The organism is Streptomyces sp. NPDC057623 (assembly GCF_042800355.1).
GTDB lineage: Bacteria > Actinomycetota > Actinomycetes > Streptomycetales > Streptomycetaceae > Streptomyces.
On sequence record NZ_JBHVGZ010000006.1, the window covers coordinates 81,163 to 105,005 of the forward strand.

The window sequence follows — 23,843 nt, forward strand, 5'->3', positions numbered from 1 at the left end:
CGCTTCCACGCGTGTCGGGCGGGGGGGTTTTTGCCGGAGGCGGGGGGGAGAGGGGGGGCGGAAGATCGCTTTCCCGCCGTCCGCGGCCCCCCCTTCCCCCCCCCCCCACTTCCTGGTTCTGATCGGGCTCGTGCCCGCGGGCATCAGGCCTTGCGGGCCCGTGTCGTCTTCTTCGCGGGTGTCGCCTTCTTCGCGGCCGCAGCCTTCTTGGTGACTCCGGCCGTCTTGTCGGTGGCCTTGCTGTTGGCCGTCTTCGTGGTCCTGGCCGTGGCCGTCTTCTTCGCCGTCGACCCTGCCGCGACCGTCTTCCTGGCCGCTGTCCTGCGCGGGGCCTTCACCGGGGCCGCGTCGCTGATGCGGTCGGCGCCGAGGATCTCCCGCAGGAACTTGCCGGTGTGGCTGGCGGGGACCGCGGCAACCTCCTCTGGCGTGCCCTCGGCGATGACGAGACCACCGCCGGCGCCGCCCTCGGGGCCCATGTCCACTACCCAGTCGGCGGTCTTGATCACGTCGAGGTTGTGCTCGATGACGATGACCGTGTTGCCCTTGTCGACCAGGCCGGAGAGGACCCTCAGCAGCTTGCTGATGTCCTCGAAGTGCAGACCGGTGGTCGGCTCGTCGAGGACGTAGACCGTGCGGCCGGTGGAGCGCTTCTGGAGCTCGCTGGCGAGCTTCACCCGCTGGGCCTCACCACCGGACAGGGTGGTCGCGGACTGGCCGAGCCGGACGTAGCCGAGGCCGACGTCGTTCAGCGTCTTGAGGTGACGGTTGATCGCCGGAACGGCCTCGAAGAAGTCCATGGCTTCCTCGATCGGCATGCTCAGGACCTCGGAGATGGACTTGCCCTTGTAGTGGACCTCCAGGGTCTCCCGGTTGTACCGGGCGCCGTGGCAGACCTCGCACGGGACGTAGACGTCCGGGAGGAAGTTCATCTCGATCTTGATCGTGCCGTCGCCCGCGCAGTTCTCGCAGCGGCCGCCCTTGACGTTGAAGGAGAAGCGGCCCGGCATGTAGCCGCGGACCTTCGCCTCGGTCGTCTCGGCGAACAGCTTGCGGATGTGGTCGAAGACCCCGGTGTACGTCGCCGGGTTCGAGCGCGGTGTGCGGCCGATGGGCGACTGGTCGACGTGCACGACCTTGTCGACGAGGTCGTCGCCGTCCACGCGCGTGTGCCGCCCGGGGACGCTGCGGGCACCGTTGAGCTCGCGGGCCAGGTGCGTGTACAGAATGTCGTTGACCAGCGTCGACTTGCCGGAGCCGGACACGCCGGTGACCGCGGTGAACACACCCAGCGGGAAGGAGACGTCGATGTCCTGGAGGTTGTTCTCACGTGCGCCGTGCACCGTGAGCCGGCGGGACGGGTCCTGCGGGCGACGGATGTCGGGCAGCGGGATGAACTTCTTGCCCGACAGGTACTGACCGGTCTGCGACTCGGCGTTGGCGAGCAGCTCCTTCAAGGAGCCGCTGTGCACGACCTTGCCGCCGTGCTCACCGGCACCGGGGCCGATGTCGACGACCCAGTCGGCGGTCTTGATGGTGTCCTCGTCGTGCTCGACGACGATCAAGGTGTTACCCATGTCGCGCAGCCGGACGAGGGTCTCGATCAGCCGGTGATTGTCACGCTGGTGCAGACCGATGGACGGCTCGTCGAGGACGTACAGCACGCCGACGAGTCCGGAGCCGATCTGGGTGGCCAGGCGAATGCGCTGGGCCTCGCCGCCGGAGAGCGTGCCCGCCGCGCGGTTCAGCGAGAGGTAGTCCAGGCCGACGTCGACCAGGAACCGCAGCCGCTCGTTGACCTCCTTCAGCACGCGCTCGGCGATCTTCTTGTCGCGGGCGTTGAGCTTTAGCTTGCCCAGGAAGTCCGCGCAGTCGCTGATGGACATCGCCGCGACCTCGGCGATCGACTTCTCCATGATCGTGACCGCGAGAACGATCGGCTTCAGGCGGGTGCCCTCACAGGTGGGGCAGGGCACCTCGCGCATGTAGCCCTCGAAGCGCTCGCGGCTGGCGTCGCTCTCGGCCTCGCTGTGCCGGCGCTTCACGAAGGGGACGGCCCCTTCGAACGGCGTCGTGTAGACACGCTCGCGGCCGTACCGGTTGCGGTAGCGGACCTCGATCTGGGTCTTGTGGCCGTGGAGCAGGGCCTTCTTGGCGCGCTGCGGCAGACCCGCGAAGGGGATGTCCGTCCGGAAGCCGAGCGCGTCGGCGAGAGCGCCGATCAGACGGCCGAAGTAGTCCTTGGTGTGGCCGTGCGACCAAGGGTGGACGGCGCCCTCGTCGAGGGACTTGTCCTCGTCCGGGACGATCAGCTCGGGGTCGACCTCCATGCGCGTGCCGATACCGGTGCAGTCGGGGCAGGCGCCGAAGGGCGAGTTGAAGGAGAAGGAGCGGGGCTCCAGCTCCTCGAAGGAGAGGTCGTCGTACGGGCAGTACAGATGCTCCGAGTACATGCGCTCGCGCTCGGGGTCGTCCTCCGGGAGGTCGACGAAGTCGAGCACGACCATGCCGCCGGACAGACCGAGGGCGGTCTCCACGGAGTCGGTGAGCCGGCGCTTGGCGGAGTCCTTCACCGTGAGGCGGTCGACGACCACCTCGATGGTGTGCTTCTCCTGCTTCTTCAGCGTGGGCGGATCGGACAGCTGGATCGTCTCGCCGTCCACACGCGCGCGGGAGTAGCCCTTGGTCTGGAGGTCGGCGAAGAGATCGACGAACTCGCCCTTGCGCTCGCGCACCAGCGGCGACAGCACCTGGAAGCGGCTCCCCTCCGGCAGCTCCAGGACCCTGTCGACGATGGCCTGCGGGGACTGGCGCGAGATCGGGCGAGCGCACTCGGGGCAGTGCGGCTTGCCGATACGTGCGAAGAGCAGACGCAGATAGTCGTAGACCTCGGTGATGGTGCCGACCGTCGAGCGCGGGTTGCGCGAGGTCGACTTCTGGTCGATGGAGACCGCCGGGGACAGTCCCTCGATGAAGTCGACGTCCGGCTTGTCCATCTGGCCGAGGAACTGCCGGGCGTACGACGACAGTGACTCCACGTAGCGCCGCTGTCCCTCGGCGAAGATGGTGTCGAAGGCCAGCGAGGACTTGCCCGACCCCGACAGGCCCGTGAAGACGATGAGCGAGTCGCGCGGCAGGTCGAGCGAGACATTCTTCAGGTTGTGCTCGCGCGCGCCACGGACGATGAGACGGTCGGCCACGCCGGTCCGCACCTTTCTTGAGAGAAGCGACAGGGGTGAGGCCCCCGTGTGTTCTCGGCTTCGAGGTCCCCCTGCTTTCTCAGACTAGGGGGAGCCACTGACAACGCCGGTCGGATTCCGGGATGCATAACAATCCGCGGCCATCCAGCATGCCCGACGCCACGAACGACCCTATAGCACGTGCATTCGATTTACGGCACTCGTTCACCACCTTCACCCAAAGGTGTGGCGGGGCTAATGTCAGCACCATGATTGATCACGCTCGTGACCTGGTGTCTGTACGTGAGGCGACCGAGCGGCTGCTCACCGCAGCAGCCAAGCTGGACAACGCGTCGGTGACCGAGCCGTCACGGCTTCCCGGTTGGAGCCGCGGCCACGTACTCGCCCATCTTGCCCGTAACGCGGACGCCCTGGTGAACGTCCTCCAAGGGCGCCCCATGTACGTCTCCTCCACGGCCCGGGACGCCGACATCGAGCGGGACGCCCCACGCTCCCTCGACGTCCAGCTCCTCGACGTGCGCGAGAGCTCGGCACGCCTCCAGGAGACGGGAGCGACGCCCGCGGACTGGTCCCGCACCGTGGAGCTGTGCAACGGGGTCACCGACGCTGCGGCCCGGGTGCCGTTCCGGCGGTGGGTCGAGGTGGAGCTGCACCACGTGGATCTCGGAATCGGGTACGAGCTGGAGGACGTACCGACGGAGTTCGCCGAGCGGGAGATCGACTTCCTCGCGGAGCGGTTCACCGGGCACCCGGATGTGCCGCCGACCCGTCTCACGGACAGCACGCGCGCGTGGAGCACGGGCCGGGAGGCGGGTGCTCCCGAGATCACCGTCCGAGGCCCTGCGGCCGACCTGCTCGGCTGGCTCGCCGGGCGCCGCGACGGGGCAGCGCTGACCGTGGAAGGCGGCACACTGCCGTCGCTTCCTCCGCTGTAGCCGCCGGACGGCCCCCTGGGGCCTTCTACCGGACGTCCCTGGGTCGTTCTGCCGCGGTGCGCCTGGCCGGCCCCTGGGCCGCTCTCCCGCTATAGGCTGCCGCCATGACGTACAGCGGACAGGTGACGGTCGGTGGCCCCGCCGACGTGCACGAGCTCAAGGACCTGATGATCACCAAGATCGCGGTCGGCCCGATGGACAACAACGCCTATCTGCTGCGCTGCCGGGCCACGGACGAGCAGCTGCTGATCGACGCCGCCAACGACGCGGACACGCTGATCGGCATGATCGGTGACGACGGCATCGCGTCCGTCGTCACCACGCACCAGCACGGCGACCACTGGCAGGCCCTCGCCGCGGTCGTCGAGGCCACAGGCGCGCGCACATACGCCGGCCGGGACGACGCCGACGGCATCCCGGTGCCGACCGATGTCCTGGTCGACGACGGCGACACCATCCGGGTGGGGCACGTCGAGCTGACCGCGCGCCATCTGGTCGGGCACACTCCCGGCTCCATCGCCCTCGTCTACGACGACCCGCACGGACATCCTCATGTGTTCACCGGGGACTGCCTGTTCCCCGGTGGCGTGGGCAACACCCGCAAGGACCCGAAGGCGTTCGCCAGCCTGATCCACGACGTCGAGACGAAGATCTTCGACGCCCTGCCGGACGAGACATGGGTCTACCCGGGGCACGGCAACGACACGTCGCTGGGCGCTGAGCGGCCGCAGCTGCCGGAGTGGCACGCGCGGGGCTGGTGACCGCGGTGCCGTTCACGGCGAAGTCGGTGAACCGCGGACCGGTGAGCACGCGCGCCCTGTGCGCGCCGCGCACGCGCCCCGTGTGAACCCTTCACACGCGCTGGTGCCATGCGCGCGCTCCCGGCGTGCGTAGTTGCGCAGTCAACTGGAAGCAGCCCCGCACAGGATGACGGCTCCTGAGCGGTACGGGCCGCCGGTCTCTCCATCCCCGCCCTCGACCGGCGGCCCCGGCGGCTGCCCGGGCAAGTGTTCACAAAACCGCAACACCCGTTCCCACTATGCGGAAAACGACGGGCGTGACCTCGACAAACACGACGGCGTCCTGTCAATCTCCGGCCATGCCTCTTGCCGCTCGCGCGCTGCGCCACGCCGTCGCCCTCACCACGACAGCTCTGCTCGCCACCGCTCTCGGCTGTGCTCCACAGCCGGAGGAGAACGCCGCCGACACACCGCCGGGGTCGGCCGGAAACAACTGCGCCAAGGGCGAGTTGGCCACCGAGACCTCCGGCAAGCTGACCATCGCCACCGACGAACCGGCGTACGAGCCCTGGTTCAAGGACGACGAACCGGCCAACGGCAAGGGCTTCGAGTCGGCGGTCGCATATGCCGTGGCGAAGCAGCTCGGCTATGACAAGAGCGCCGTCGTCTGGCAGAGCATGCCGTTCAACAAGGCCTTCGCCCCCGGCGAGAAGACCTTCGACTTCGACATCAACCAGGTGTCGATCAGCGACGAGCGCAAGAAGGCCGTGGACTTCTCCTCCGGCTACTACGACGTCCGCCAGGCCGTCGTCGCGCTGAAGGACAGCAAGGCCGCCAAGGCGAAGAGCGTCGCGGACCTGAAGGGCCTCAAGCTCGGCGCCCAGGTCGGCACGACCAGCCTCGCTTACATCGACGACGTGGTGAAGCCGACGCAGGAAGCCGCCGCGTACGCCAAGAACGACCAAGCCAAGTCCGCACTGAAGAACGGCCAGGTCGACGCCATCGTGGTCGACCTGCCGACCGCCTTCTACATCACCGCGGCCGAGGTGACGGACGCGACGATCGTCGGGCAGTTCGAGAACCAGGGCGGCGACGCAGAGCAGTTCGGGCTCGTGCTCGACAAGGGCAGCGCGCTCACCGCGTGCGTGACGGACGCCGTGGACACCCTGCGTGAGGACGGCACCCTGGCCGAGCTGGAGCAGCAGTGGCTGCAGGACGCCGTCGACGCCCCGGTGCTCAAGTGACGGTCACCAAGGAGGAGTCCGGCCACGAAGGCGCCGACGGCAAGGGCAGCATGTCCGGCGGGGTGACGGATACATCCCCTCGCAGCGACGTCTCGACCGCGAGCGCCACCAGCGGGCACGCGCGCGCCGCGCCACGGCGATCGCGGCCCTCTCCACCCTGGTCACGGTCGTCGTTCTCTACCTGGTCGTGGTGAACGCGCCGGGCTGGTCGCGCACCAAGGAGACGTTCTTCAACGCGCAGTACGCGCGCGAGGCGTTCCCCAAGGTCCTCGAAGGGCTCTGGCTCAACGTCCGGCTGCTGCTGATCTGCGGTGCGGCCGTGCTGGTCCTCGGAATGCTGATCGCCGTCGCGCGTACGCTGCGCGGCCCGGTGTTCTTCCCGCTACGGGCGCTGGCGGCGGCGTACACGGACTTCTTCCGGGGCCTGCCGCTCATCATTAACCTCATGATCGTCGTCCTCGGCGTCCCCGCGCTGCGGCTCCAGGGGGTGACCGTCGACCCGGTGCTGCTGGGTGGGACGGCGCTTACGCTGACGTACTCGGCGTACGTCGCCGAGGTGTTCCGCGCGGGCATCGAGTCCGTCCACCCCTCGCAGCGCGCCGCGGCCCGCTCGCTCGGACTCACCAACCGGCAGGCCCTGCGGCATGTCGTCCTGCCCCAGGCCGTTCGCCGTCAGGTGCCGCCCCTGCTGAACGACCTGGTGTCGCTGCAGAAGGACACCGGTCTGGTGTCCATCGGCGGTGCGGTGGACGCCGTGCGGGCCGCGGACATCATCGTGGGCCGCAGCCTCAACTACACGCCGTACATCGTGGCGGGCCTGGTCTTCGTGGCGCTGACCATCCCCATGACCCGCTTCACGGACTGGGTGACGGCCCGGATGGACCGTCGGCGCGCCCAAGGAGGAGCCCTGTGAGCGACGCACCTGTGCTGCGGATGGAGTCCGTCCGCAAGACCTTCGGCGGTTCGGTCGTGCTGCGGGACGTAGACCTGGAGGTCGCCCCGCACACGGTGACCGCGCTGATCGGCGCCTCCGGTTCCGGCAAGTCCACGCTGCTGCGGTGCACGAACCTCCTGGAGGACATCGACGACGGTGCGATCTGGCTGGACGGCGAGGAGATCACCGATCCACGCGTCGACCAGGACGCCGTACGCCGCCGTATCGGCGTGGTGTTCCAGGCGTACAACCTCTTCCCGCACATGACGGTCCTGGAGAACATCACCCTGGCCCCGCGCCGGGTGCACGGCGTGTCCCGTGCGGAGGCCGAGGCACACGCGCGTGAGCTGCTGGAGCGGCTCGGGCTGGCCGAGAAGGCGGGCGAGTACCCCGACCGGCTGAGCGGAGGCCAGCAGCAGCGGGCCGCGATCGTGCGTGCCCTGGCCGTGCGTCCCCGGTTGCTGCTGCTCGACGAGATCACCGCCGCCCTCGACCCGGAGCTGGTGGGCGAGGTCCTCACCGTCGTCCGGGACTTGAAGGCGGACGGAATGACGATGGTGCTGGCCACCCAGAGATGGGGTTCGCGCGCGAGGTCGCCGACCAGGTTTGTTTTCTGGACGGAGGCGTGGTGCTGGAGCGCGGTACGGCCGAGCAGGTCTTCGGCGATCCGCAGCAGGAACGCACGCAGCGCTTCCTGCGGCGGATCGTGGAGGCAGGGCGCCTGTAAGGACCGCTCGCCACGGCGGGCGGTCCTTACACAGGTCAGCCCCTCACCCCCATGTCATGTGTCGGCCTGCCCCGTCCCCGCCAGCGCCGCGACCCGCTCCACTCCGAACGCGTACCCCTGCACACCGCACCCCGCGATGACCCCGTCGGCGCGCAGGGAGACATACGAGTGGTGCCGGAACGACTCACGCTTGTGGATGTTGGAGATGTGGACCTCCAACACCGGAAGGCCGTCACAGGTGTTGAGCGCATCCAGGATCGCCACCGAGGTGTGCGAGTAGGCGCCGGGATTGATCACGATCCCGCAGTGATTCAGCCGCGCCTCGTGGATCCAGTCGACCAACTCACCCTCGTGGTTGGACTGCCGGAAGTCGATCGTGCCGCCGTGCGCGGCCGCCGCCTTGGCGCACAGGGCCTCCACGTCGGCCAGGGTCTCGGAGCCGTAGATCTCCGGCTGGCGCTGGCCGAGCAGGTTCAGGTTGGGGCCGTTGAGGATCATGATCGGGGCGTTGGCCAGGGTGCGGGGCACGGTTCCTCCGGTCCGTTCGGGGTGGGCGGTCCGTCGATGACCGCTGCTCAGACCCGGTTTATCACGGTGCGCAGACCACACCACGCGTCATAGCCTCCGCCCATGACCCTCATCTCGTATCCTCCCAAGCCCTCTCCTGGCGACCGCATCGCCGTCATCTCCCCCGGCGCGGGTCTGCCCGGACTCTTCCCGCGCCCCCACGAACTGGGCCTGGAGCGGCTGCGCAAGGAATACGAGCTCGAACCGGTCGAGTATCCGGCGACCCGCAAGATGGGCTCGACGCCGCAGGAGCGGGCCGACGACATCCACGCCGCGTTCGCGGACCCCGGCATCAAGGCGGTCATCGCGTCCATCGGCGGCGACGACCAGATCACCGTGCTGCCGCTACTGGACCGGGAGTTGATCCGGGCGAACCCCAAGCCGTTCTTCGGGATGAGCGACAACACGAACCTGCTCATGTTCCTGCGCAACACCGGAATCGTCGCCTACCACGGCGCGAGTGTGATGTGCGAGCTGGGCCGTCCCGGTGCCATGAACCCGCGGACCGCCGACTCGCTGCGGGCCGCGCTGTTCACCTCGGGCGAGTACGAGCTGCAGCCGGCCGAGCGCTGGAACGACATCAGCCGCGACTGGGCCGACCCGGCCACCTTCGACGCGGAGCCGCAGATGCGACCCGCCGACGGATGGACCTGGACGAACGCCGACCGGGTGGTCGAAGGCCGCAGTTGGGGCGGTTGTCTGGAGATCGTCGGCTGGCTCCTGATGGCCGACCGCGAGATCGCGCGCGATCTGGCTGAGTACGACGGCGGAGTGCTGCTCCTGGAGACGTCGGAGGAGTTGCCGAGCGCCAACGAGGTCTTCTGGACCCTGCGCAACATGGGCGAGCGCGGGCTGCTTCAGCGGTTCTCGGCGCTGCTGATGGGCCGCGCGAGGACATGGTCCTTCGAGCGCCCCAACGGCCCGGAGGAGGCCGCTCGTTATGCTGCCGAGCAGCGCGAGGCCGTACTGCGGGCCATGAGTGTGTATGCCCCCCACACCACGATCGTCTTCGACGTGGACCTCGGGCACACCGACCCGCAGCTCGTGATCCCCTACGGCGGCACCGTGCGCGTCGACGGTCCCGCCCGGCGCATCACCGTCACGTACTGACAGGGGCCGACCGCCTCCGTGCGCCCCCGTAACCCGTGATCACCGTGGGTAGTTGACGCGGCATGCACGACGTACGCACCGTAAGGGCGCCCTCCATGCTGCGGCTCGCGGCGGCTTCACTCGCCGGCACGGCCATCGAGTTCTACGACTTCTTCGTCTACGGGACCGCGGCCGCGCTGGTCCTGGGACCGCTGTTCTTTCCGACGTTCTCGCCGGTGGCGGGGACCCTGGCCGCCTTCGCGACGTTCGGCGTGGGATTCGTGGCGCGCCCTCTGGGGTCGGTGCTGTTCGGGCACATCGGGGACCGGCACGGACGTCGGCCGGTCCTCGTCGCCTCGCTGCTGCTGACCGGCGCCTCCACGGTCGCGGTCGGCTGCGTACCGACGTACGACACGATCGGTGTGACCGCTCCCCTGCTGCTGCTCGTGCTGCGCTTCCTCCAGGGGCTGGGGCTCGGCGGCGAGTGGGGCGGGGCCGTCCTGCTGACCCTGGAACACGCGCCCGCCGGGCGGCGCGGTCTGTGGTCGAGCTTCCCGCAAGTCGGGCCCGCGCTGGGCTTCCTGCTCGCCAACGGTGTGGTGCTGGGGCTGTCGGCGACACTGTCCGAGGCGCAGTTCGCCGCGTGGGGATGGCGGGTGCCCTTCTGGGCGGCGGGGGTGCTCGCGTTGGTGGGGTTGTGGCTGCGGTCGTCGCTCGCCGAGAGCCCCAGCTTCCTCAAGATCGACGACCACGCGCGCGTGCCGCTCGCCGAGGTTGCCCGCGACCACTGGCGGCTCGTGCTGTTGACGGCCGGCGCGCTGTCGATCGGCTACGCGGTCTTCTACGCCGTGACCACCTGGTCCCTGGCGTACGCCACGGAGCGACTCGGTGTCAGCCGCAGCGTCATGCTGATCTGCATCATGGGCGCGGTGCTGGTGAAAGGCTCGCTCACCCCGGTCGCGGCGCTGCTCGGCGACCGGTACGGGCGGCGGCCGCTGTGCCTGATCGGGTGCACTGCCACCGCCCTGTGGATGTTCCCGATGGTCGCGCTCCTCGCCACGGCCGAGCCGCTGCTGATGTTCCTCGGCTTCCTCGGGGCGATGCTCGCGTTCATCACGATGTTCGCGGTGATCGCCGCGTATCTGCCGGAGCTGTACGAGCCCCGGGTGCGCTGCACCGGCGCCGCGGTGGGCTACAACCTCGGCGGCGTCCTCGGGGGCGCGCTCACGCCGATCGTGGCGACGGCGCTCGTCGAGCAGGGCGGTCGGGTGCCCTGGGGCGTCGGGGCGTATCTGACCGGAGTTGCCCTGCTCAGCCTGGGGTGTTTCGCGCTGCTGCCGGAGACGCGTCCGGTGCCCACCGTGGCGGCGGAGCCCGCCACCGGGTGACGGGCTCCGGAACGCGCAGGGGTCGGCTGCGAATCGACCGTCTACGGATCGGTCGGCTATGGATCGGTCGGCTACAGATCGGTCGGCTACGGATTGATCGCGAGCTCCAGGTACGCCGCGAACAGCACCAGATGGACGCCTCCTTGGAGCGGCGTCGCCCGCCCCGGCACCACCGTCAGCGAGCTCACCACCACCGTCAGGGCGAGCAGCACCATGTGGGTGGGGCCCAGGCCGAGGACGAGCGGGCCCGAGAGCCACAGGGATGCCAGTGCCACCGCCGGGATGGTCAGGCCGATGCTGGCCATCGCCGAGCCGAGCGCGAGGTTCAGACTGGTCTGCACGCGGTCGCGGCGCGCGGAGCGCAGTGCGGCGATCGTCTCGGGGAGCAGTACCAGCAGCGCGATGATCACGCCGACGACGGCTTGGGGCAGGTCGGCGGCCGCCACTCCGGACTCGATGGTGGGCGACACCCCCTTGGCCAGGCCGACCACGCCGATCAGGGCCAGGCCCAGCAACCCCAGACTGATCATCGCGGTGCGGGCGGAGGGCGCGTGGGCGTGGTCGTCCACGGTGATCACCTCGCCCTGCCTGGTGACGGGGAGAAAGTAGTCGCGGTGCCGCACGGTCTGGGTCGTCACGAACAGGCCGTACAGAACCAGCGAGGAGAGCGCGGCGAACGTCAGCTGCACGGTGGAGAACTCCGGGCCGGGCTTGCTGGTGGTGAACGTCGGCAGCACCAGGCTGAGCGTGGCCAGGGTGGCGACGGTCGCGAGCGCTGCGCCGGTGCCCTCGGGGTTGAAGACGGCGGTACGGTGCCGCAGGGAGGCGACAAGGAGGCACAGGCCGACGATGCCGTTGCAGGTGATCATCACGGCCGCGAAGACCGTGTCCCGCGCGAGGGTGGAGCTCTTGTCGCCGCCGTCGGCCATCAGGGTCACGATCAGGGCGACCTCGATGATCGTGACCGCGACCGCCAGGACGAGGGAGCCGAAGGGTTCTCCGACCCGGTGGGCGACCACTTCGGCATGGTGTACGGCGGCCAGGACGGCACCCGCGAGGACCAGCGTGACCAGCGCGACGACCGCGCCGGGCAGGTCTCGTCCCCAGGTGAAGACCAGCAGGACGACCGCCAGCACCGGCACGACGTACGTCCACTGGGTCGTGAGCGGTATGAGCCTGGCGATCATGGAGCGATCGTCGCAGAGGGGTTGGGGGTTCGCATTCCGGTCGTCGGTGTGGTGGTCAGGCGGCCCCGCACCCTCGGGTTGCGGGGCCCCTGTGGGTCGTGTGTCGCTACGCGAAATCGGTCGTCTCCTGAACGTCGCAGTCCGTGAAGGACGGCGGCCTGGTGCACAGCGCGGCCATCTGCTCCGCGAACTTGGTGGTCTCCGGGTCATCGCTGTTGCGCACGGCGTCTTCGTGGGAATCGAACTCGATCACTACGAGATAGCGGTTGGGCAGGCCTCGGTCCTTGAGGACGAGCCGGCGCGTGGGGCCTCCGCTGCGCCCTGACAGCCGTTGTTCCGTCTCGTGGGCCAGCTCGCGCATCTCGTCGATGCGCTCGGTCTCGAAGTCGATGATCTGCACGAACTTCATGGGTGCGTCCACAGGTGCCTCCACCCCCGGCCGTGGTGTCCCCGGCCGGGGACACCCAGCACCCAACGAAGCACCGGGAGCGGTGCTCGGCAATTCGCTGGGCACCACTCCCGGTGTTGGTTCTTCCTACGTCCGACGTGGTCAGACGTCGATGCTGTCCTTCGGAGCGCCTTCGCTCTTGTCCTGCGCCGCCTCGGCCGCCGCCTGCTTCTTGGAGGCCCTCAGGCTGGTGATCGTGGTGACGATCAGGACCGAGCAGATCACGCCGAGCGAGACCGGGATGCTGATCTCGGGGACATGGACGCCGGACTCGTGCAGCGCGTGCAGCACCAGCTTGACGCCGATGAAGCCCAGGATGATCGACAGGCCGTAGCTGAGGTGAACCAGCTTCTTCAGCAGGCCGCCGATGAGGAAGTACAGCTGCCGCAGACCCATCAGCGCGAAGGCGTTGGCCGTGAACACGATGTACGGGTCCTGCGTCAGGCCGAAGATCGCCGGGATGGAGTCGAGCGCGAACAGCACGTCGGTGGTACCGATGGCCAGCATCACGACCAGCATCGGGGTCATGACCCGCTTGCCGTTCTCCTGGATCCACAGCTTGGTGCCGTGGTAGCGGTCGGCGACACCGAACCTGCGCTCGGCCGCCTTCAGCAGCTTGTTCTCCTCGAACTCCTCGTCCTCGTCGCCGGACCGGGCCTCCTGGATGAGCTTCCAGGCGGTCCAGATCAGGAAGGCACCGAAGAGGTAGAACACCCACGCGAAGCTGGCGAGGATGGCGGCACCCGCGGCGATGAAGATGGCCCGCAGCACCAGGGCTATGAGGACACCGACGAGAAGGACTCGCTGCTGGTACTGGGTCGGCACCGCGAACTTCGCCATGATCAGGACGAAGACGAAGAGGTTGTCGACACTCAGCGACTTCTCGGTGATGAAGCCCGCGAAGAACTCTCCGCCGGCTTGTCCGCCGCCGAAGATCAACAGGCCGAGCCCGAAGAGGCCGGCCAGAACGATCCAGACGACCGTCCAGATTCCGGCTTCCTTGATCGATACGTCATGCGGCTTTCGGCCGATGAAGAAATCGACCGCGATCAGGGCGGCAAGGCCCACGATGGTCAGGACCCAAAGGGTCGTCGAGACTTCCACTGCGCCTCCGGCAGTCGTAACGGCAAATGTCAGCGTCGTCGCGCGCCGGAGGTCTCTTCCACCCACGATGGGCCGACGCCCCGGGATCTGGCCTGATCCGTATTGACGGGTACGCCGCAGCAGACAGGGAGTACTCCCCTCCGTGGGACAAACAGTACCCCAATCACCAAGGATTGGTAAAGCGCTTGGCAAAAGAGACGCCAAGTCTGCTGGTCAGAGGGGTTTTACCTGTACTTGGCCCGGGCCGCTGCGACCTGCGCCAGCACCTGCTGGAGGACCTCGCTGCCGGGCGGCACGAGCGAGGGCTCGTAGGTCCAGGCATGCCCCACCCAGGGGTCGGCCAGGTGATCGTCCGGCACCGGCGTCAGTCGCAACAGCGAACGCCACAGCGGGTCGAGCAACGGGCCGTAGGCGGCCGCTTCCTCGCGGTCGGCGACCATCATCAGGTGGACGCCGACGGACGGCCCCTCGTCCGCCAGGTAGCGCAGCTGGTTCACGGCCCGATCGTCGAAGCCGTGCGGGAAGTCGTTGACGATCAGCAGTTGCTGCGAGGTGTCGAAACCGGGCGGCAGGGAATCGGGCGCACCGGCGCGCAGCGCCATCTGCACCAGGTCGACGCGCTGGGTCAGCCGCGCGAGGAAATCCGCGACACCGGCCGCGCCCACCGCGGGCGGGGCCGCGAGCACGCCGGTCTGCACCAGCGGTACAAGTGCCTGACCGCCCGAACCGGCCGGATCGATCACGTGCACGGTGAACTCGCCCGCCGGATAGACGGCGAGCAGCCGGGCCGCGTGCGCCACCGCCGTATCCATCGCGAGGCGCCGCAGGTCATGGGAGTCCGTGAACGAGCCGTCGATCGATGCGCTGCCTCCGCTGTCGATCCACAGACCGCGCTCCAGCGGCAGCCGGACCAGCATCGGGATGCGCACCTCGGCGCTCTCGGGCAGGTGAAGGTCGCCCAGGCGCAGGGCCATGGGGATCTCCATCGGTACGCGGTAGCCGTGCCAGACCGGGTTGTCCCAACCCGCGTAGGCGGGCGGCAGCGCGGGCTCGACGACCTCGACTTCGGCGGTGAGCTGGGAGAGATCGCGATCGAGCGTCGCCCTGGCCTGGTTGACGAGCTGGGCGCGCTTGGTCTGGGCGGCTTCGCGTGCGGCATCGCCCTGTCCGCCGATCCGGCTGCGCGGGTCCGACAGGACCTGGTCGAGCTCCTTCTCCATGCGGGAGTCGGCGAAATCGACCGCGCTACGGTAGGCGGCTGTCGTGCGGGCCAGGTCCTCGAACATGCCCCACACCTGGTTGTAGAGCCGCTCGTCCATGGACCAGCCGGTGGCATCGCCCGCGACGGGCTGAGCGGGCTGTCCGGGCTGGGCCGGGGGTGCGGTCGGCGGGGGCGGCGGCGGAGCCGCGTTCTGCCGGCCCGGGTGGCTGTAGTTGATCGGGCCACCGGGCGTGGGGGCCGACGGCTGGGCGGGATCCGCCGCGCCGCTTCCGCCTTGATACGACGGCTGCGGCGCGGGCTGGCCCGCCATGCCCGGCGTCTGGGTGCCGTAGGGCGACGTGGGCTGCGGTGCTGCGGAGCCGGAACCGCCCTGCGGGGCGGAAGAGCCCTGGGGTGCGGAAGAGCCCTGCGGTGCGGAGCCGCCCTGGTCCGGGCCGAGTGCCGGCGCGGCCGTCTGCCGTGAACGGTCGCCGTCCGTCCGTGTCGGGGGTGCCGGCACCGAGCGGGCCATCCCCTGGCCCACCGCTTCGTTGATGCCGCCGGCGAGTTGGTGGGCCTGGGGCAGGCCCTGGTCGGTGAGGAGGTCGGCGAGACCGCCGGCGTACCCCTGGCCCATCGCGCGTACCTTCCAGGCGCCCTGGCGGCGGTAGAGCTCCAGGGCGACGACGGCCGACTCGGCCTCCAGCCCCGCGATGGTGTAGCTGGCGACCTCGGTGCCGTCGAGGCCAGTGACCGCGACGAAGGGGGTCGCTACGGCGCCGAACCGGGTCGGGCCGCCCCCGGTCGGCAGGGCGAGCAGCACGCTGACGCGGTGGACGGCTTCCGGCATGGCGTCCAGGTCCACCGCGAGGCGATGCTCGGCGGCCGCCTGCCGGGAGACCTCCAGGCCGGGCAGGGTGGGGGCGCCGGGGTGGGCCACCCATTCGACGCCGTGGATCCTGCCCTGCTCGTCGCCGAGCGTGGCGGCGGCCACGACCGGCGTGCCGGCCGAGACCCGGATCTCCAGACGGGCCTGGGAGAGCGGGTGATTCTGCCCCCGCACCAGCTCGGCCGTCATGCCTTCGTCCCCCTGTGTCGCATGTCGTGTCGTGCGCCGCTCCGCCCGGCCGTCCGATCGGTCCTACAGGTGCGGCAGGATCGCCGGCATCAGGTCCTGGAACGTACGGCCGTTGGCCGGGTTACCGAGGGCCGTCATCGTCCAGCTCGCACCCGTGCGGTGCACCTTCGCCATGATCTGGGCGGTGTAGGCGCCGCCGCCCGCGAGCGTGTAGCGGGCGAGCTCCTGGCCGTTGGTCTCGTCGACCAGGCGGCAGAACGCGTTCTGCACCTCCTGGAAGGTCTGGCCCGTGAAGGAGTTCACGGTGAAGACGATCTGGTCGATGTGGACCGGGATGCGCGCGAGGTCGACGAGGATCGCCTCGTCGTCGCCGCCCTGGCCGACACCGCCGACGAGGTTGTCACCGGTGTGGCGCACCGAGCCGTCGTCGCTCACCAGGTGGCGGAAGAAGACGACGTCGACCGGCTGCTTGTCCGCGAACAGAACGGCGGAGGCGTCGAGGTCGACCTCCCGCGTGCGCGTGCCGAACAGGCCCCGCCGGGGAGCCGCCTGCCAGCCGAGACCCATGCGCACCGCCGTCAGGCTGCCGCCGTCGTCCTTCTGCAGACTGATGGCCTGACCCTTGGTCATGTTGACGGTCACGTGCTGTTTCCCCTCTCGAACTGTCCCCTGTTGGCCGCGGACTCCGCGGATGACCAGAACCCTACGCAGGGGCACTGACAGTGCCGTACCCCGGTCCCCACTTTGTGTCGGTCTTGCAACACAGCGAGTGCCCGTCAGGCCAGGCCCGCCTCCTTCATCTGACGCAGCTCCTTCTTCATCTCGGACACCTCGTCACGCAACCGGGCCGCGATCTCGAACTGCAGATCGGCGGCGGCTGCGCGCATACGCTCCGTCAGCTCCTCGATCTGCTCGGCGAGATCCGCCGCCGGACGGTCGGTCGGCACCGTCTCCTTGGCCTTGCCCTTGGCCGCCTTGCCCGCCTTCGCGCCCTTGGCCGCCTTCGCGCCCTTGGCCGCCTTGTCTCCGAGGGAGGGCACGGGGGCCTTGGTGCCCCGGCCGTCCTTCTTCGCGCGGTAGCCCGTGCCGAGCAGCTGCTCCGTGTCGACGTCCTCGCGGGCGATCTGCGCGACGATGTCGTTGATCTTCTTGCGCAGCGGCTGGGGGTCGATGCCGTTCGCCTTGTTGTACGCGACCTGCTTCTCGCGGCGGCGGTTGGTCTCGTCGATGGCCTTCTCCATCGCCGGGGTGATCTTGTCGGCGTACATGTGGACCTGGCCGGAGACATTGCGCGCCGCACGGCCGATGGTCTGGATGAGGGAGGTGCCGGAGCGCAGGAAGCCTTCCTTGTCGGCGTCGAGGATCGCCACCAGGGACACCTCGGGCAGGTCGAGACCCTCACGGAGCAGGTTGATGCCGACGAGGACGTCGAACTCGCCGGCGCGCAGCTCTCGCAGCAGCTCGACCCGGCGCAGGGTGTCGACATCGCTGTGCAGATAGCGCACCTGGATGCCGAGCTCCAGGAAGTAGTCCGTGAGGTCCTCGGCCATCTTCTTGGTGAGGGTGGTGACCAGGACGCGTTCGTCCTTCTCCACCCGCTCCCGGATCTCGTGCACCAGGTCGTCGATCTGGCCCTCGGTCGGCTTGACGACGACCTCCGGATCGACGAGGCCGGTCGGGCGGATGATCTGCTCGACCTGGCCGTCCCCGCGGGAGAGCTCGTACTTGCCGGGGGTCGCGGACAGATAGACCGTCTGCCCGATGCGTCCCTGGAACTCCTCCCACTTCAGGGGCCGGTTGTCGAGGGCCGAGGGCAGACGGAAGCCGTGGTCGACGAGGGTTCGCTTGCGGGAGGCGTCGCCCTCGTACATGGCCCCGATCTGGGGCACCGTGACATGCGACTCGTCGATGACGAGCAGGAAGTCCTCCGGGAAGTAGTCGAGCAGGGTGTTCGGCGCGGAGCCGGGCGAGCGGCCGTCGAAGTGCATCGAGTAGTTCTCGACACCGGAGCAGCTGCCGATCTGACGGAGCATCTCGAGGTCGTACGTCGTACGCATCCGCAGGCGCTGGGCTTCCAGCAGCTTGCCCTGCTTCTCCAGCTCGGCGAGGCGCTCGCCCAGCTCCTTCTCGATGTCGTTGACGGCGCGCTCCATGCGCTCCGGGCCGGCGACGTAGTGGGAGGCCGGGAACACGTACAGCTGCTGGTCGTCGCTGATGATCTCGCCGGTGAGCGGGTGCAGGGTGGACAGCGCCTCGATCTCGTCACCGAACATCTCGATGCGGACGGCGAGCTCCTCGTAGACCGGGAAGATCTCGATGGTGTCGCCCCGCACCCGGAAGGTGCCGCGGGTGAAGGCCAGGTCGTTGCGCGTGTACTGGATGTCGACGAATCGGCGCAGCAGTTGGTCCCGGTCGATCTCGTCGCCGACCCTGAGGGGGACCATGCGGTCCACGTATTCCTGGGGAGTACCGAGGCCGTAGATGCAGGAGACCGAGGCGACCACGACGACGTCACGGCGGGTGAGCAGCGAGTTCGTCGCGGAGTGACGCAACCGCTCGACCTCCTCGTTGATCGAGGAGTCCTTCTCGATGTAGGTGTCCGACTGCGGGACGTAGGCCTCGGGCTGGTAGTAGTCGTAGTACGAGACGAAGTACTCGACCGCGTTGTTCGGCAGGAGCTCGCGGAACTCGTTCGCCAGCTGGGCGGCAAGCGTCTTGTTCGGTGCCATCACCAGGGTGGGCCGCTGGAGCTTCTCGATCATCCACGCGGTGGTCGCGGACTTGCCTGTGCCGGTCGCGCCGAGCAGGACGACGTCCTTCTCGCCGGCCTCGATGCGCCGGGCGAGGTCGGCGATGGCCTGGGGCTGATCGCCGTTGGGCTGGTACGGGCTGACGACCTCGAAAGGCGCCACCGTGCGTTCGATGCTGGAAACGGGCCGCATGGATCCACCGTACGACCCCCCACTGACAACGCGGTCCGATCAGTGGTTCTGCGGGGTGCGGGAAGCCCGCTGGTCCTGGTTGCGGCGCACCCGCAGCTGGGGGCGGCGGGCCTGGTGCGGGACAGAGGTGTGTGCCGGGACGCCCGGCTTGTGCTCGACGGGGGCGGTCGCGGGCTTCCCCATGACCATGTGCGGGTCGAACATCACGACGGCACCGGCGAGGAGCAGGAAGGCGAGCGGGCCGATCAGCATCGGCGCGAGCAGGGTGGCGGGCGAGTCACCCGCGGAGGGGGCCTCGGTGCCGTGGAGATGGACGCTGAGGGCGGCCATGCCGGTGTAGTGCATGCCGCTGACGGCGAGGCCCATGACGAGGCTCGCGCCCACGCTCCACATGAGCCCTCTGACCTGTCCGGCGGCCCACAGGGCCGCGGTGGCCGCCACCATGGCTATGGCGACGGAGGCGGCGACCGTGAACGTGTTGTACTCCAGCTTGCCGTCGAGCCGCAGGCCGGCCATGCCCAGGTAGTGCATCGACGCTATGCCCAGACCGGTGATCGTGCCGCCGGTGAACAGCGCCGTACCGCTGGCGCCCTTGTAGCCGACGATGAAGATCCCCACGCCCACCATGACGATGGCGACGGCCAGGCTCGCGAACGTCATGGGTTTGTCGTAGTGGGTCGGTGTCTCCGCGACCGTGAACCCCATCATCGCGACGAAGTGCATGGTCCATATGCCGGAGCCGATGGCCGCCGATCCCAGGGCGAGCCAGCCGGGGCGCCAGGAGTGCGAGACGAGCATCGATCTTGTGGTGCAGCGCAGGCCCAGCGCACCTCCGAGGCAGGCCATGAGGTAGGCCACCAGCGGTGTGACGAGTCCATAACTGAATCCGTCGATCGTGCCCTGCATGCGCGGCCACCCTTCCCGCCCTCTTACGTCCCGGAATGCTGTGAATGCGCCCCCTCCCAGCACCGCCCGAGCGGTCAGGGTTGAGGCAGAGAGTAACTCCCACCGGAATGGTCGAACGATTCTCCGGCAAAGAAACACGGCCTTGCCCCAGTTGTGCGGCACGAGTGAGCGGGCCCGGGCAACTCCATTCAATCTGTGGCCATTCTGTACTCCCCCGCCGTTGACCCTCTGCTGTCACAGTTGATCTGTCTGTGATCGTTCGACGCGAGGAGTACGCATGCACGCGCGCGCCGTAGCCGCCACGACGACCGCACTCCTGGGAACCGCCGCTCTTCTGCTGCCCGCCTCCCAGGCCCGGGCCGGCGCCGAGCGGCCCACGGTCATCGCTCACCGAGGGGCCTCCACCTATGCCCCCGAGAACACGCTGGCCGCCGTCGACAGGGCCGCCGAACTGGGCATCAGCTGGGTCGAGAACGATGTGCAGCGCACCAAGGACGGCGAGCTCGTCGTCCTGCACGACGACAACCTGCAGCGGACGACCGACGTGGAGAAGGTCTTCCCCGGCCGGGCTCCCTGGAAGGTGAAGGACTTCACCGCCGCCGAGATCGCCCTCCTGGACGCGGGCAGTTGGTTCGCTCCCTCATACGCGGGCGCGCGCGTGCCGACGCTGGAGCAGTACATGGACCGCGTGGAGCTGCACCACCAGAAGCTCCTCCTGGAGATCAAGAATCCCGACCTGTACCCGGGCATCGAGGGGCAGACCCTCAAGACCCTGGCCAATGAGGGCTGGCTCGACCCGGACCACGTGGCGAGCCGACTGATCGTGCAGAGCTTCAGCGCCGACAGCGTACGGACCGTCCACGAGCTGAGGCCGGCCGTGAAGACCGGTTTCCTGGGCACGCCGTCCACGGCGGACCTGTCCGGTTACGCGGCCTTCGCCGACCAGATCAACCCCTCGTACAGCTCCATCTCCACGGACTATGTCGACTCCGTCCACGAGCTGGAGGGACCGCACGGCAGGCCGATGGAGATCTTCACCTGGACCGTGAACGACGCGGACACCGCCCGGCTGGTCGCCGGCTACGGCGTGGACGGCATCATCACCAACAGCCCCGACGTGGTGCGGGACGCCCTGCCCGAGGAGTGAGGCCCGCTCCGGCGGGCGGCGCCGGAGCACACTCACGGGGCGTTGTCAGTGGTGGGTCGTACGGTGGGCGCATGGACAGCCATGGGCAGTACGAGCAGCAGGTCGTGTGGGCCGTCATCGGGACCGACATCGGTCCGCTGATGCTGGCCGCGACCCGCGACGGCCTGGTCAGCGTCGTGTTCCACGTCACGGAGACGGTGCGCGCGACGATGCTCGACCGACTGGCGTCCCGGCTGGGCACCGAGCCGGTCGAGGCGCCCGACTCACCGCTGCTGGCCGAGGCGATACGTCAGATGGAGGAGTACTTCGCGGGCACGCGGCACGACTTCGAGCTGCCGCTGGACTGGTCCCTGATCTCCGGCTTCAACCGGCAGGTGCTGCGCGAACTGGCGTCGGGTGTGCCGTACGGCTCGGTCGTGGGGTACGGCGATCTCGCGGGGCGGGTCGGGCAGCCGGGCGCGGCCCAGGCGGTGGGGACGGCGATGGGCGCCAATCCGCTGCCGGTCGTCGTCCCCTGCCACCGGGTCGTGGAGCGCGACGGCGGCATCGGTGGGTTCGGGGGCGGACTGGAGACCAAGCGGAAGCTGCTCGCGCTGGAAGGAGTCCTGCCGGAGCCGCTGTTCTGAGGGCGTCTTGGCCTGTCCAGGGGTTGGGCAGGCGAGAGATGAGGGGGAGACTGCGCCTGTGACGACACTTTTCACCCACCTGTACGCGGCCGGTCCGGTGTGTTGTCTTCTCTCGGCCGGTCGGACAGACCGTACAGCCGGGTGCGCGTCGTGACCGCCGTGGAGCGGCATGCCGCCTTGTCCGTCCCGCCCGATCGGTTGCCGGCCCTGCGGCGCCGTATCTCGGCCGTGCTGATCACGACGCAGATCCTGGGCGGCCTCGGCGTCGCCACCGGCATCGCGCTCGCGGCCGTTCTGGCCAAGGAGGTCAGCGGAACCGAGTCGCTGTCCGGGCTCGCGCCCACCGCGACCGTCACCGGCACAGCGTTGCTGTCGATGCCGCTGGCCGCGCTGATGACCGCGAGAGGCCGCCGGCCCGGACTGGTCCTGGCCTATCTCATCGGGGCCCTCGGCGCCGGTGTCACGGTGGTGGCCGCCGACATCGGCAGCTTTCCGCTGCTGCTGTGCGGCATGGCCGCGTTCGGCGCGGCGTCGGCGGCGAATCTCCAGGCCCGGTTCGCGGCCGCGGATCTGGCCGAGCCGGAGCGGCGCGCCCGGGCCATCTCGCTCGTCGTGTGGGCGACCACCATCGGCGCGGTCCTCGGCCCGAACATCGCCGCGCCCGCCGGTCGCAGCGTCACGGGCCTCGGGATACCCGCCACCGCGGGTCCGTTCCTGTGGGCGGCGGGGATCTTCCTGATATCCGCGGTCGTGGTGGCCGTACTACTGCGGCCGGATCCGCTGCTGACGGCGCGCGCGCTCGCGCCGGCCGAGGAGCAGTCACCCGCGGCCCGTTCGCTGCGCGCCGGGGTGGCCGCCGTGGCCGCCTCACCGCGGGCGCGGCTCGCGGTGGTGACCGTTGCCGTGGCACACACGGCGATGGTCTCGGTGATGTCGATGACTCCGGTCGACCTCGCGCACCACGGCGCGGGCATCGATCTGATCGGCCTGGTCATCAGCGGGCACATCGCCGGCATGTACGCGTTCGCGCCGCTCATGGGGCGGTTGTCGGACCGGCTGGGGCGGTTGTCCGGGATCGGGCTCGCCGTCGGGCTGCTGGCGTGCGCGGTGTTCGTCGCCGGTACGGCGGGCGGCAGTCACGGGCAGACGGCCATCGGGCTCTTCGTGCTGGGGCTCGGCTGGTCGGCGGGGCTCGTGTCCGGTTCCGCGCTGCTCACGGACTCCGTGCCGCAGCCGGCGCGGGCTGCCGCACAGGGGCTCTCGGACCTGGTCATGAACGCCTGTGCCGGCGTCGGCGGCGCGGTGGCCGGGCTCGTGGTCGCCCAGGCGAGCTATGCCTGGCTGAACTTCACCGCCGCCTGCCTGCTGATCCCGTTGGCGGCGCTGGCGCTGTTCACGCGGCGCGGGCGGGCGAAGGGCGTTCCGGCGGACGGCTGACGCTCCGCCCTCCCTTGCTCGCCCGGTACTGAGGGGGCCGGGTGTTTTCCGGTGCCCGCGCGAGGGCTGGCCGGAGCGCGGTGGCTGGTAGCAGACTCGGCCGTGCGCACAGCCGCTGGCAGGTGTTCGACTCGCTGATGGGCACACGCGCGCGGGCGTGGCCCTCGGCACCCCCGGCCTGTATGGCACGGGCGATCCGGCAAGGATCGACCAGGCCACGAAGTCGGGGACGCTGAAGGTGCGGCTCGGTCTCGGCCGGGCCAAGAGCCACCGCTGCACGACCGGACAGTGCCCGGCGGTCATGCGGTAGTACCACCGGGCCCTGATGGGGGCGATCCTGCACGAGCGCCTGCACATCGCCCAGGTGGTCAACGCGACGGTGATCGGCATCGAGGACGCACCACGGAGCTACGCCGGGTTCGACCGGAGCCACGCGTGCGTGGTCCTCTTCCCGGCGCGCTAGTCGTAGTGCCGGGCCTCGAAGACGTTGCCGTCGGGGTCGCGGAAGTAGAAGCTGCGCTTGGCCTTGCCACGGGCGCCGAAGGAGTCGTACGAGTAGTCCGACACGGGCACGTCCTGCTCCTCCAGGTGGCTGCGCAGCCCGTGGAAGTCGGCGTCCGGCAGGGACAGACAGACGTGATTGACGGGGTGTCCCGCGCTCTCGGCGGCACCGGGGAGCATCTTCATGCGTTCCACCATGGTCATCGGCATGAGGTCGAGGATGGTCTCGTCGTTGACGCGCACGGAGGGGAAAGGCGCCTCGCCCGCGATGAACTCGGTGAGCCTGACGGGCGCCAGGCCGAGTGTCTCCTGGTAGAACGCTGCCGATGCGGCCGGGTCGCGTACCCAGAGGACCACGTGGTCGAGACGGGTCGAGTTGTCGGTCATGCATTCAAGGCTGGTGTCCTCTTCCACAGGCCGCAAGGGTTTGACCCGGTGCGCC

General features: G+C 69.3%; 20 protein-coding genes and 2 pseudogenes. 12 read left to right on the forward strand and 10 right to left on the reverse strand.

Features of this window, described 5'->3' with window-relative positions; translation table 11 throughout:
* Window positions 1–143: 143 nt before the first annotated feature.
* On the reverse strand, window positions 144–3,200 hold the full coding sequence (gene uvrA / locus ACFU95_RS08935) for an excinuclease ABC subunit UvrA (protein ID WP_383823866.1): 3,057 nt from the start codon (window positions 3,198–3,200) through the stop codon (window positions 144–146).
* Window positions 3,201–3,448: 248 nt separating this feature from the next.
* On the opposite strand from uvrA, the gene ACFU95_RS08940 reads away from it, so the two are divergent.
* The 5 genes and pseudogenes from ACFU95_RS08940 (at window position 3,449) to ACFU95_RS08960 (ending at window position 7,780) form a co-directional block, all read left to right on the forward strand.
* On the forward strand, window positions 3,449–4,135 hold the full coding sequence (locus tag ACFU95_RS08940; RefSeq protein WP_383823869.1) for a maleylpyruvate isomerase family mycothiol-dependent enzyme: 687 nt from the start codon (window positions 3,449–3,451) through the stop codon (window positions 4,133–4,135).
* Window positions 4,136–4,239: 104 nt separating this feature from the next.
* A complete protein-coding gene (locus ACFU95_RS08945) occupies window positions 4,240–4,896 on the forward strand; it encodes an MBL fold metallo-hydrolase (RefSeq protein ID WP_383823872.1) in 657 nt (218 codons plus the stop codon).
* A 338-nt stretch (window positions 4,897–5,234) separates the two neighbouring features.
* Window positions 5,235–6,119, forward strand: a complete 885-nt coding sequence (locus ACFU95_RS08950) for an ABC transporter substrate-binding protein (RefSeq protein WP_383823874.1) — start codon at window positions 5,235–5,237, stop codon at window positions 6,117–6,119.
* Window positions 6,116–7,032: pseudogene (locus ACFU95_RS08955) on the forward strand (amino acid ABC transporter permease). The gene ACFU95_RS08950 and the pseudogene ACFU95_RS08955 overlap by 4 nt, the downstream one beginning before the upstream one ends.
* 20 nt (window positions 7,033–7,052) lie before the next feature.
* Window positions 7,053–7,780, forward strand: a pseudogene (locus ACFU95_RS08960) (amino acid ABC transporter ATP-binding protein).
* Between the two features lie 54 nt (window positions 7,781–7,834).
* Here the strand turns inward: ACFU95_RS08960 and aroQ are convergent.
* A complete protein-coding gene (gene aroQ / locus ACFU95_RS08965) occupies window positions 7,835–8,308 on the reverse strand; it encodes a type II 3-dehydroquinate dehydratase (protein ID WP_048585210.1) in 474 nt (157 codons plus the stop codon).
* A gap of 102 nt (window positions 8,309–8,410) precedes the next feature.
* Between aroQ and ACFU95_RS08970 the strand changes: the two genes are divergently transcribed.
* Together ACFU95_RS08970 and ACFU95_RS08975 are read left to right on the forward strand one after the other, a co-directional pair.
* On the forward strand, window positions 8,411–9,457 hold the full coding sequence (locus tag ACFU95_RS08970) for a S66 peptidase family protein (RefSeq protein ID WP_383823878.1): 1,047 nt from the start codon (window positions 8,411–8,413) through the stop codon (window positions 9,455–9,457).
* A gap of 62 nt (window positions 9,458–9,519) precedes the next feature.
* Window positions 9,520–10,824: an MFS transporter gene (locus ACFU95_RS08975; protein ID WP_383823881.1), complete on the forward strand. Its 1,305-nt coding sequence runs from the start codon at window positions 9,520–9,522 to the stop codon at window positions 10,822–10,824.
* An 86-nt stretch (window positions 10,825–10,910) separates the two neighbouring features.
* Here the strand turns inward: ACFU95_RS08975 and ACFU95_RS08980 are convergent, their stop codons facing one another.
* From ACFU95_RS08980 to ACFU95_RS09010, 7 genes are all read right to left on the reverse strand, one after another.
* Window positions 10,911–12,011 (reverse strand): calcium:proton antiporter, encoded by a 1,101-nt coding sequence (locus ACFU95_RS08980; RefSeq protein ID WP_383823884.1) that lies wholly within the window; start codon window positions 12,009–12,011, stop codon window positions 10,911–10,913.
* A 106-nt stretch (window positions 12,012–12,117) separates the two neighbouring features.
* Entirely contained in the window at window positions 12,118–12,420 is a 303-nt protein-coding gene (locus tag ACFU95_RS08985; RefSeq protein WP_383824342.1) for a hypothetical protein, read from the reverse strand.
* A gap of 141 nt (window positions 12,421–12,561) precedes the next feature.
* The gene (locus ACFU95_RS08990; RefSeq protein WP_383823887.1) at window positions 12,562–13,563 is read right to left on the reverse strand and encodes a TerC family protein; all 1,002 of its coding nucleotides are present in this window, start codon (window positions 13,561–13,563) and stop codon (window positions 12,562–12,564) included.
* 224 nt (window positions 13,564–13,787) lie between these two features.
* Window positions 13,788–15,842, reverse strand: a complete 2,055-nt coding sequence (locus tag ACFU95_RS08995; protein WP_383823890.1) for a TerD family protein — start codon at window positions 15,840–15,842, stop codon at window positions 13,788–13,790.
* 63 nt (window positions 15,843–15,905) lie between these two features.
* Entirely contained in the window at window positions 15,906–16,484 is a 579-nt protein-coding gene (locus ACFU95_RS09000) for a TerD family protein (protein WP_383823892.1), read from the reverse strand.
* Between the two features lie 134 nt (window positions 16,485–16,618).
* Complete coding sequence (gene uvrB / locus ACFU95_RS09005) at window positions 16,619–18,784, reverse strand: excinuclease ABC subunit UvrB (RefSeq protein ID WP_383823895.1); 2,166 nt, start codon at window positions 18,782–18,784, stop codon at window positions 16,619–16,621.
* A gap of 39 nt (window positions 18,785–18,823) precedes the next feature.
* A complete protein-coding gene (locus ACFU95_RS09010) occupies window positions 18,824–19,690 on the reverse strand; it encodes an MHYT domain-containing protein (RefSeq protein ID WP_383823897.1) in 867 nt (288 codons plus the stop codon).
* Window positions 19,691–19,967: 277 nt separating this feature from the next.
* On the opposite strand from ACFU95_RS09010, the gene ACFU95_RS09015 reads away from it, so the two are divergent.
* The 5 genes from ACFU95_RS09015 (at window position 19,968) to ACFU95_RS09035 (ending at window position 23,363) form a co-directional block, all read left to right on the forward strand.
* Window positions 19,968–20,837, forward strand: a complete 870-nt coding sequence (locus ACFU95_RS09015; RefSeq protein WP_383823899.1) for a glycerophosphodiester phosphodiesterase — start codon at window positions 19,968–19,970, stop codon at window positions 20,835–20,837.
* 71 nt (window positions 20,838–20,908) lie between these two features.
* A complete protein-coding gene (locus tag ACFU95_RS09020) occupies window positions 20,909–21,463 on the forward strand; it encodes a methylated-DNA--[protein]-cysteine S-methyltransferase (protein ID WP_383823902.1) in 555 nt (184 codons plus the stop codon).
* A gap of 150 nt (window positions 21,464–21,613) precedes the next feature.
* A complete protein-coding gene (locus ACFU95_RS09025) occupies window positions 21,614–22,900 on the forward strand; it encodes an MFS transporter (protein ID WP_383824345.1) in 1,287 nt (428 codons plus the stop codon).
* Between the two features lie 157 nt (window positions 22,901–23,057).
* Window positions 23,058–23,210 (forward strand): hypothetical protein, encoded by a 153-nt coding sequence (locus ACFU95_RS09030; protein ID WP_383823905.1) that lies wholly within the window; start codon window positions 23,058–23,060, stop codon window positions 23,208–23,210.
* A gap of 15 nt (window positions 23,211–23,225) precedes the next feature.
* Complete coding sequence (locus tag ACFU95_RS09035; RefSeq protein WP_383823908.1) at window positions 23,226–23,363, forward strand: hypothetical protein; 138 nt, start codon at window positions 23,226–23,228, stop codon at window positions 23,361–23,363.
* Here the strand turns inward: ACFU95_RS09035 and ACFU95_RS09040 are convergent.
* Window positions 23,360–23,788: a VOC family protein gene (locus ACFU95_RS09040; protein WP_383823911.1), complete on the reverse strand. Its 429-nt coding sequence runs from the start codon at window positions 23,786–23,788 to the stop codon at window positions 23,360–23,362. The two genes, ACFU95_RS09035 and ACFU95_RS09040, sit on opposite strands and share 4 nt — an antisense overlap.
* Between the last annotated feature and the right edge of the window lie 55 nt (window positions 23,789–23,843).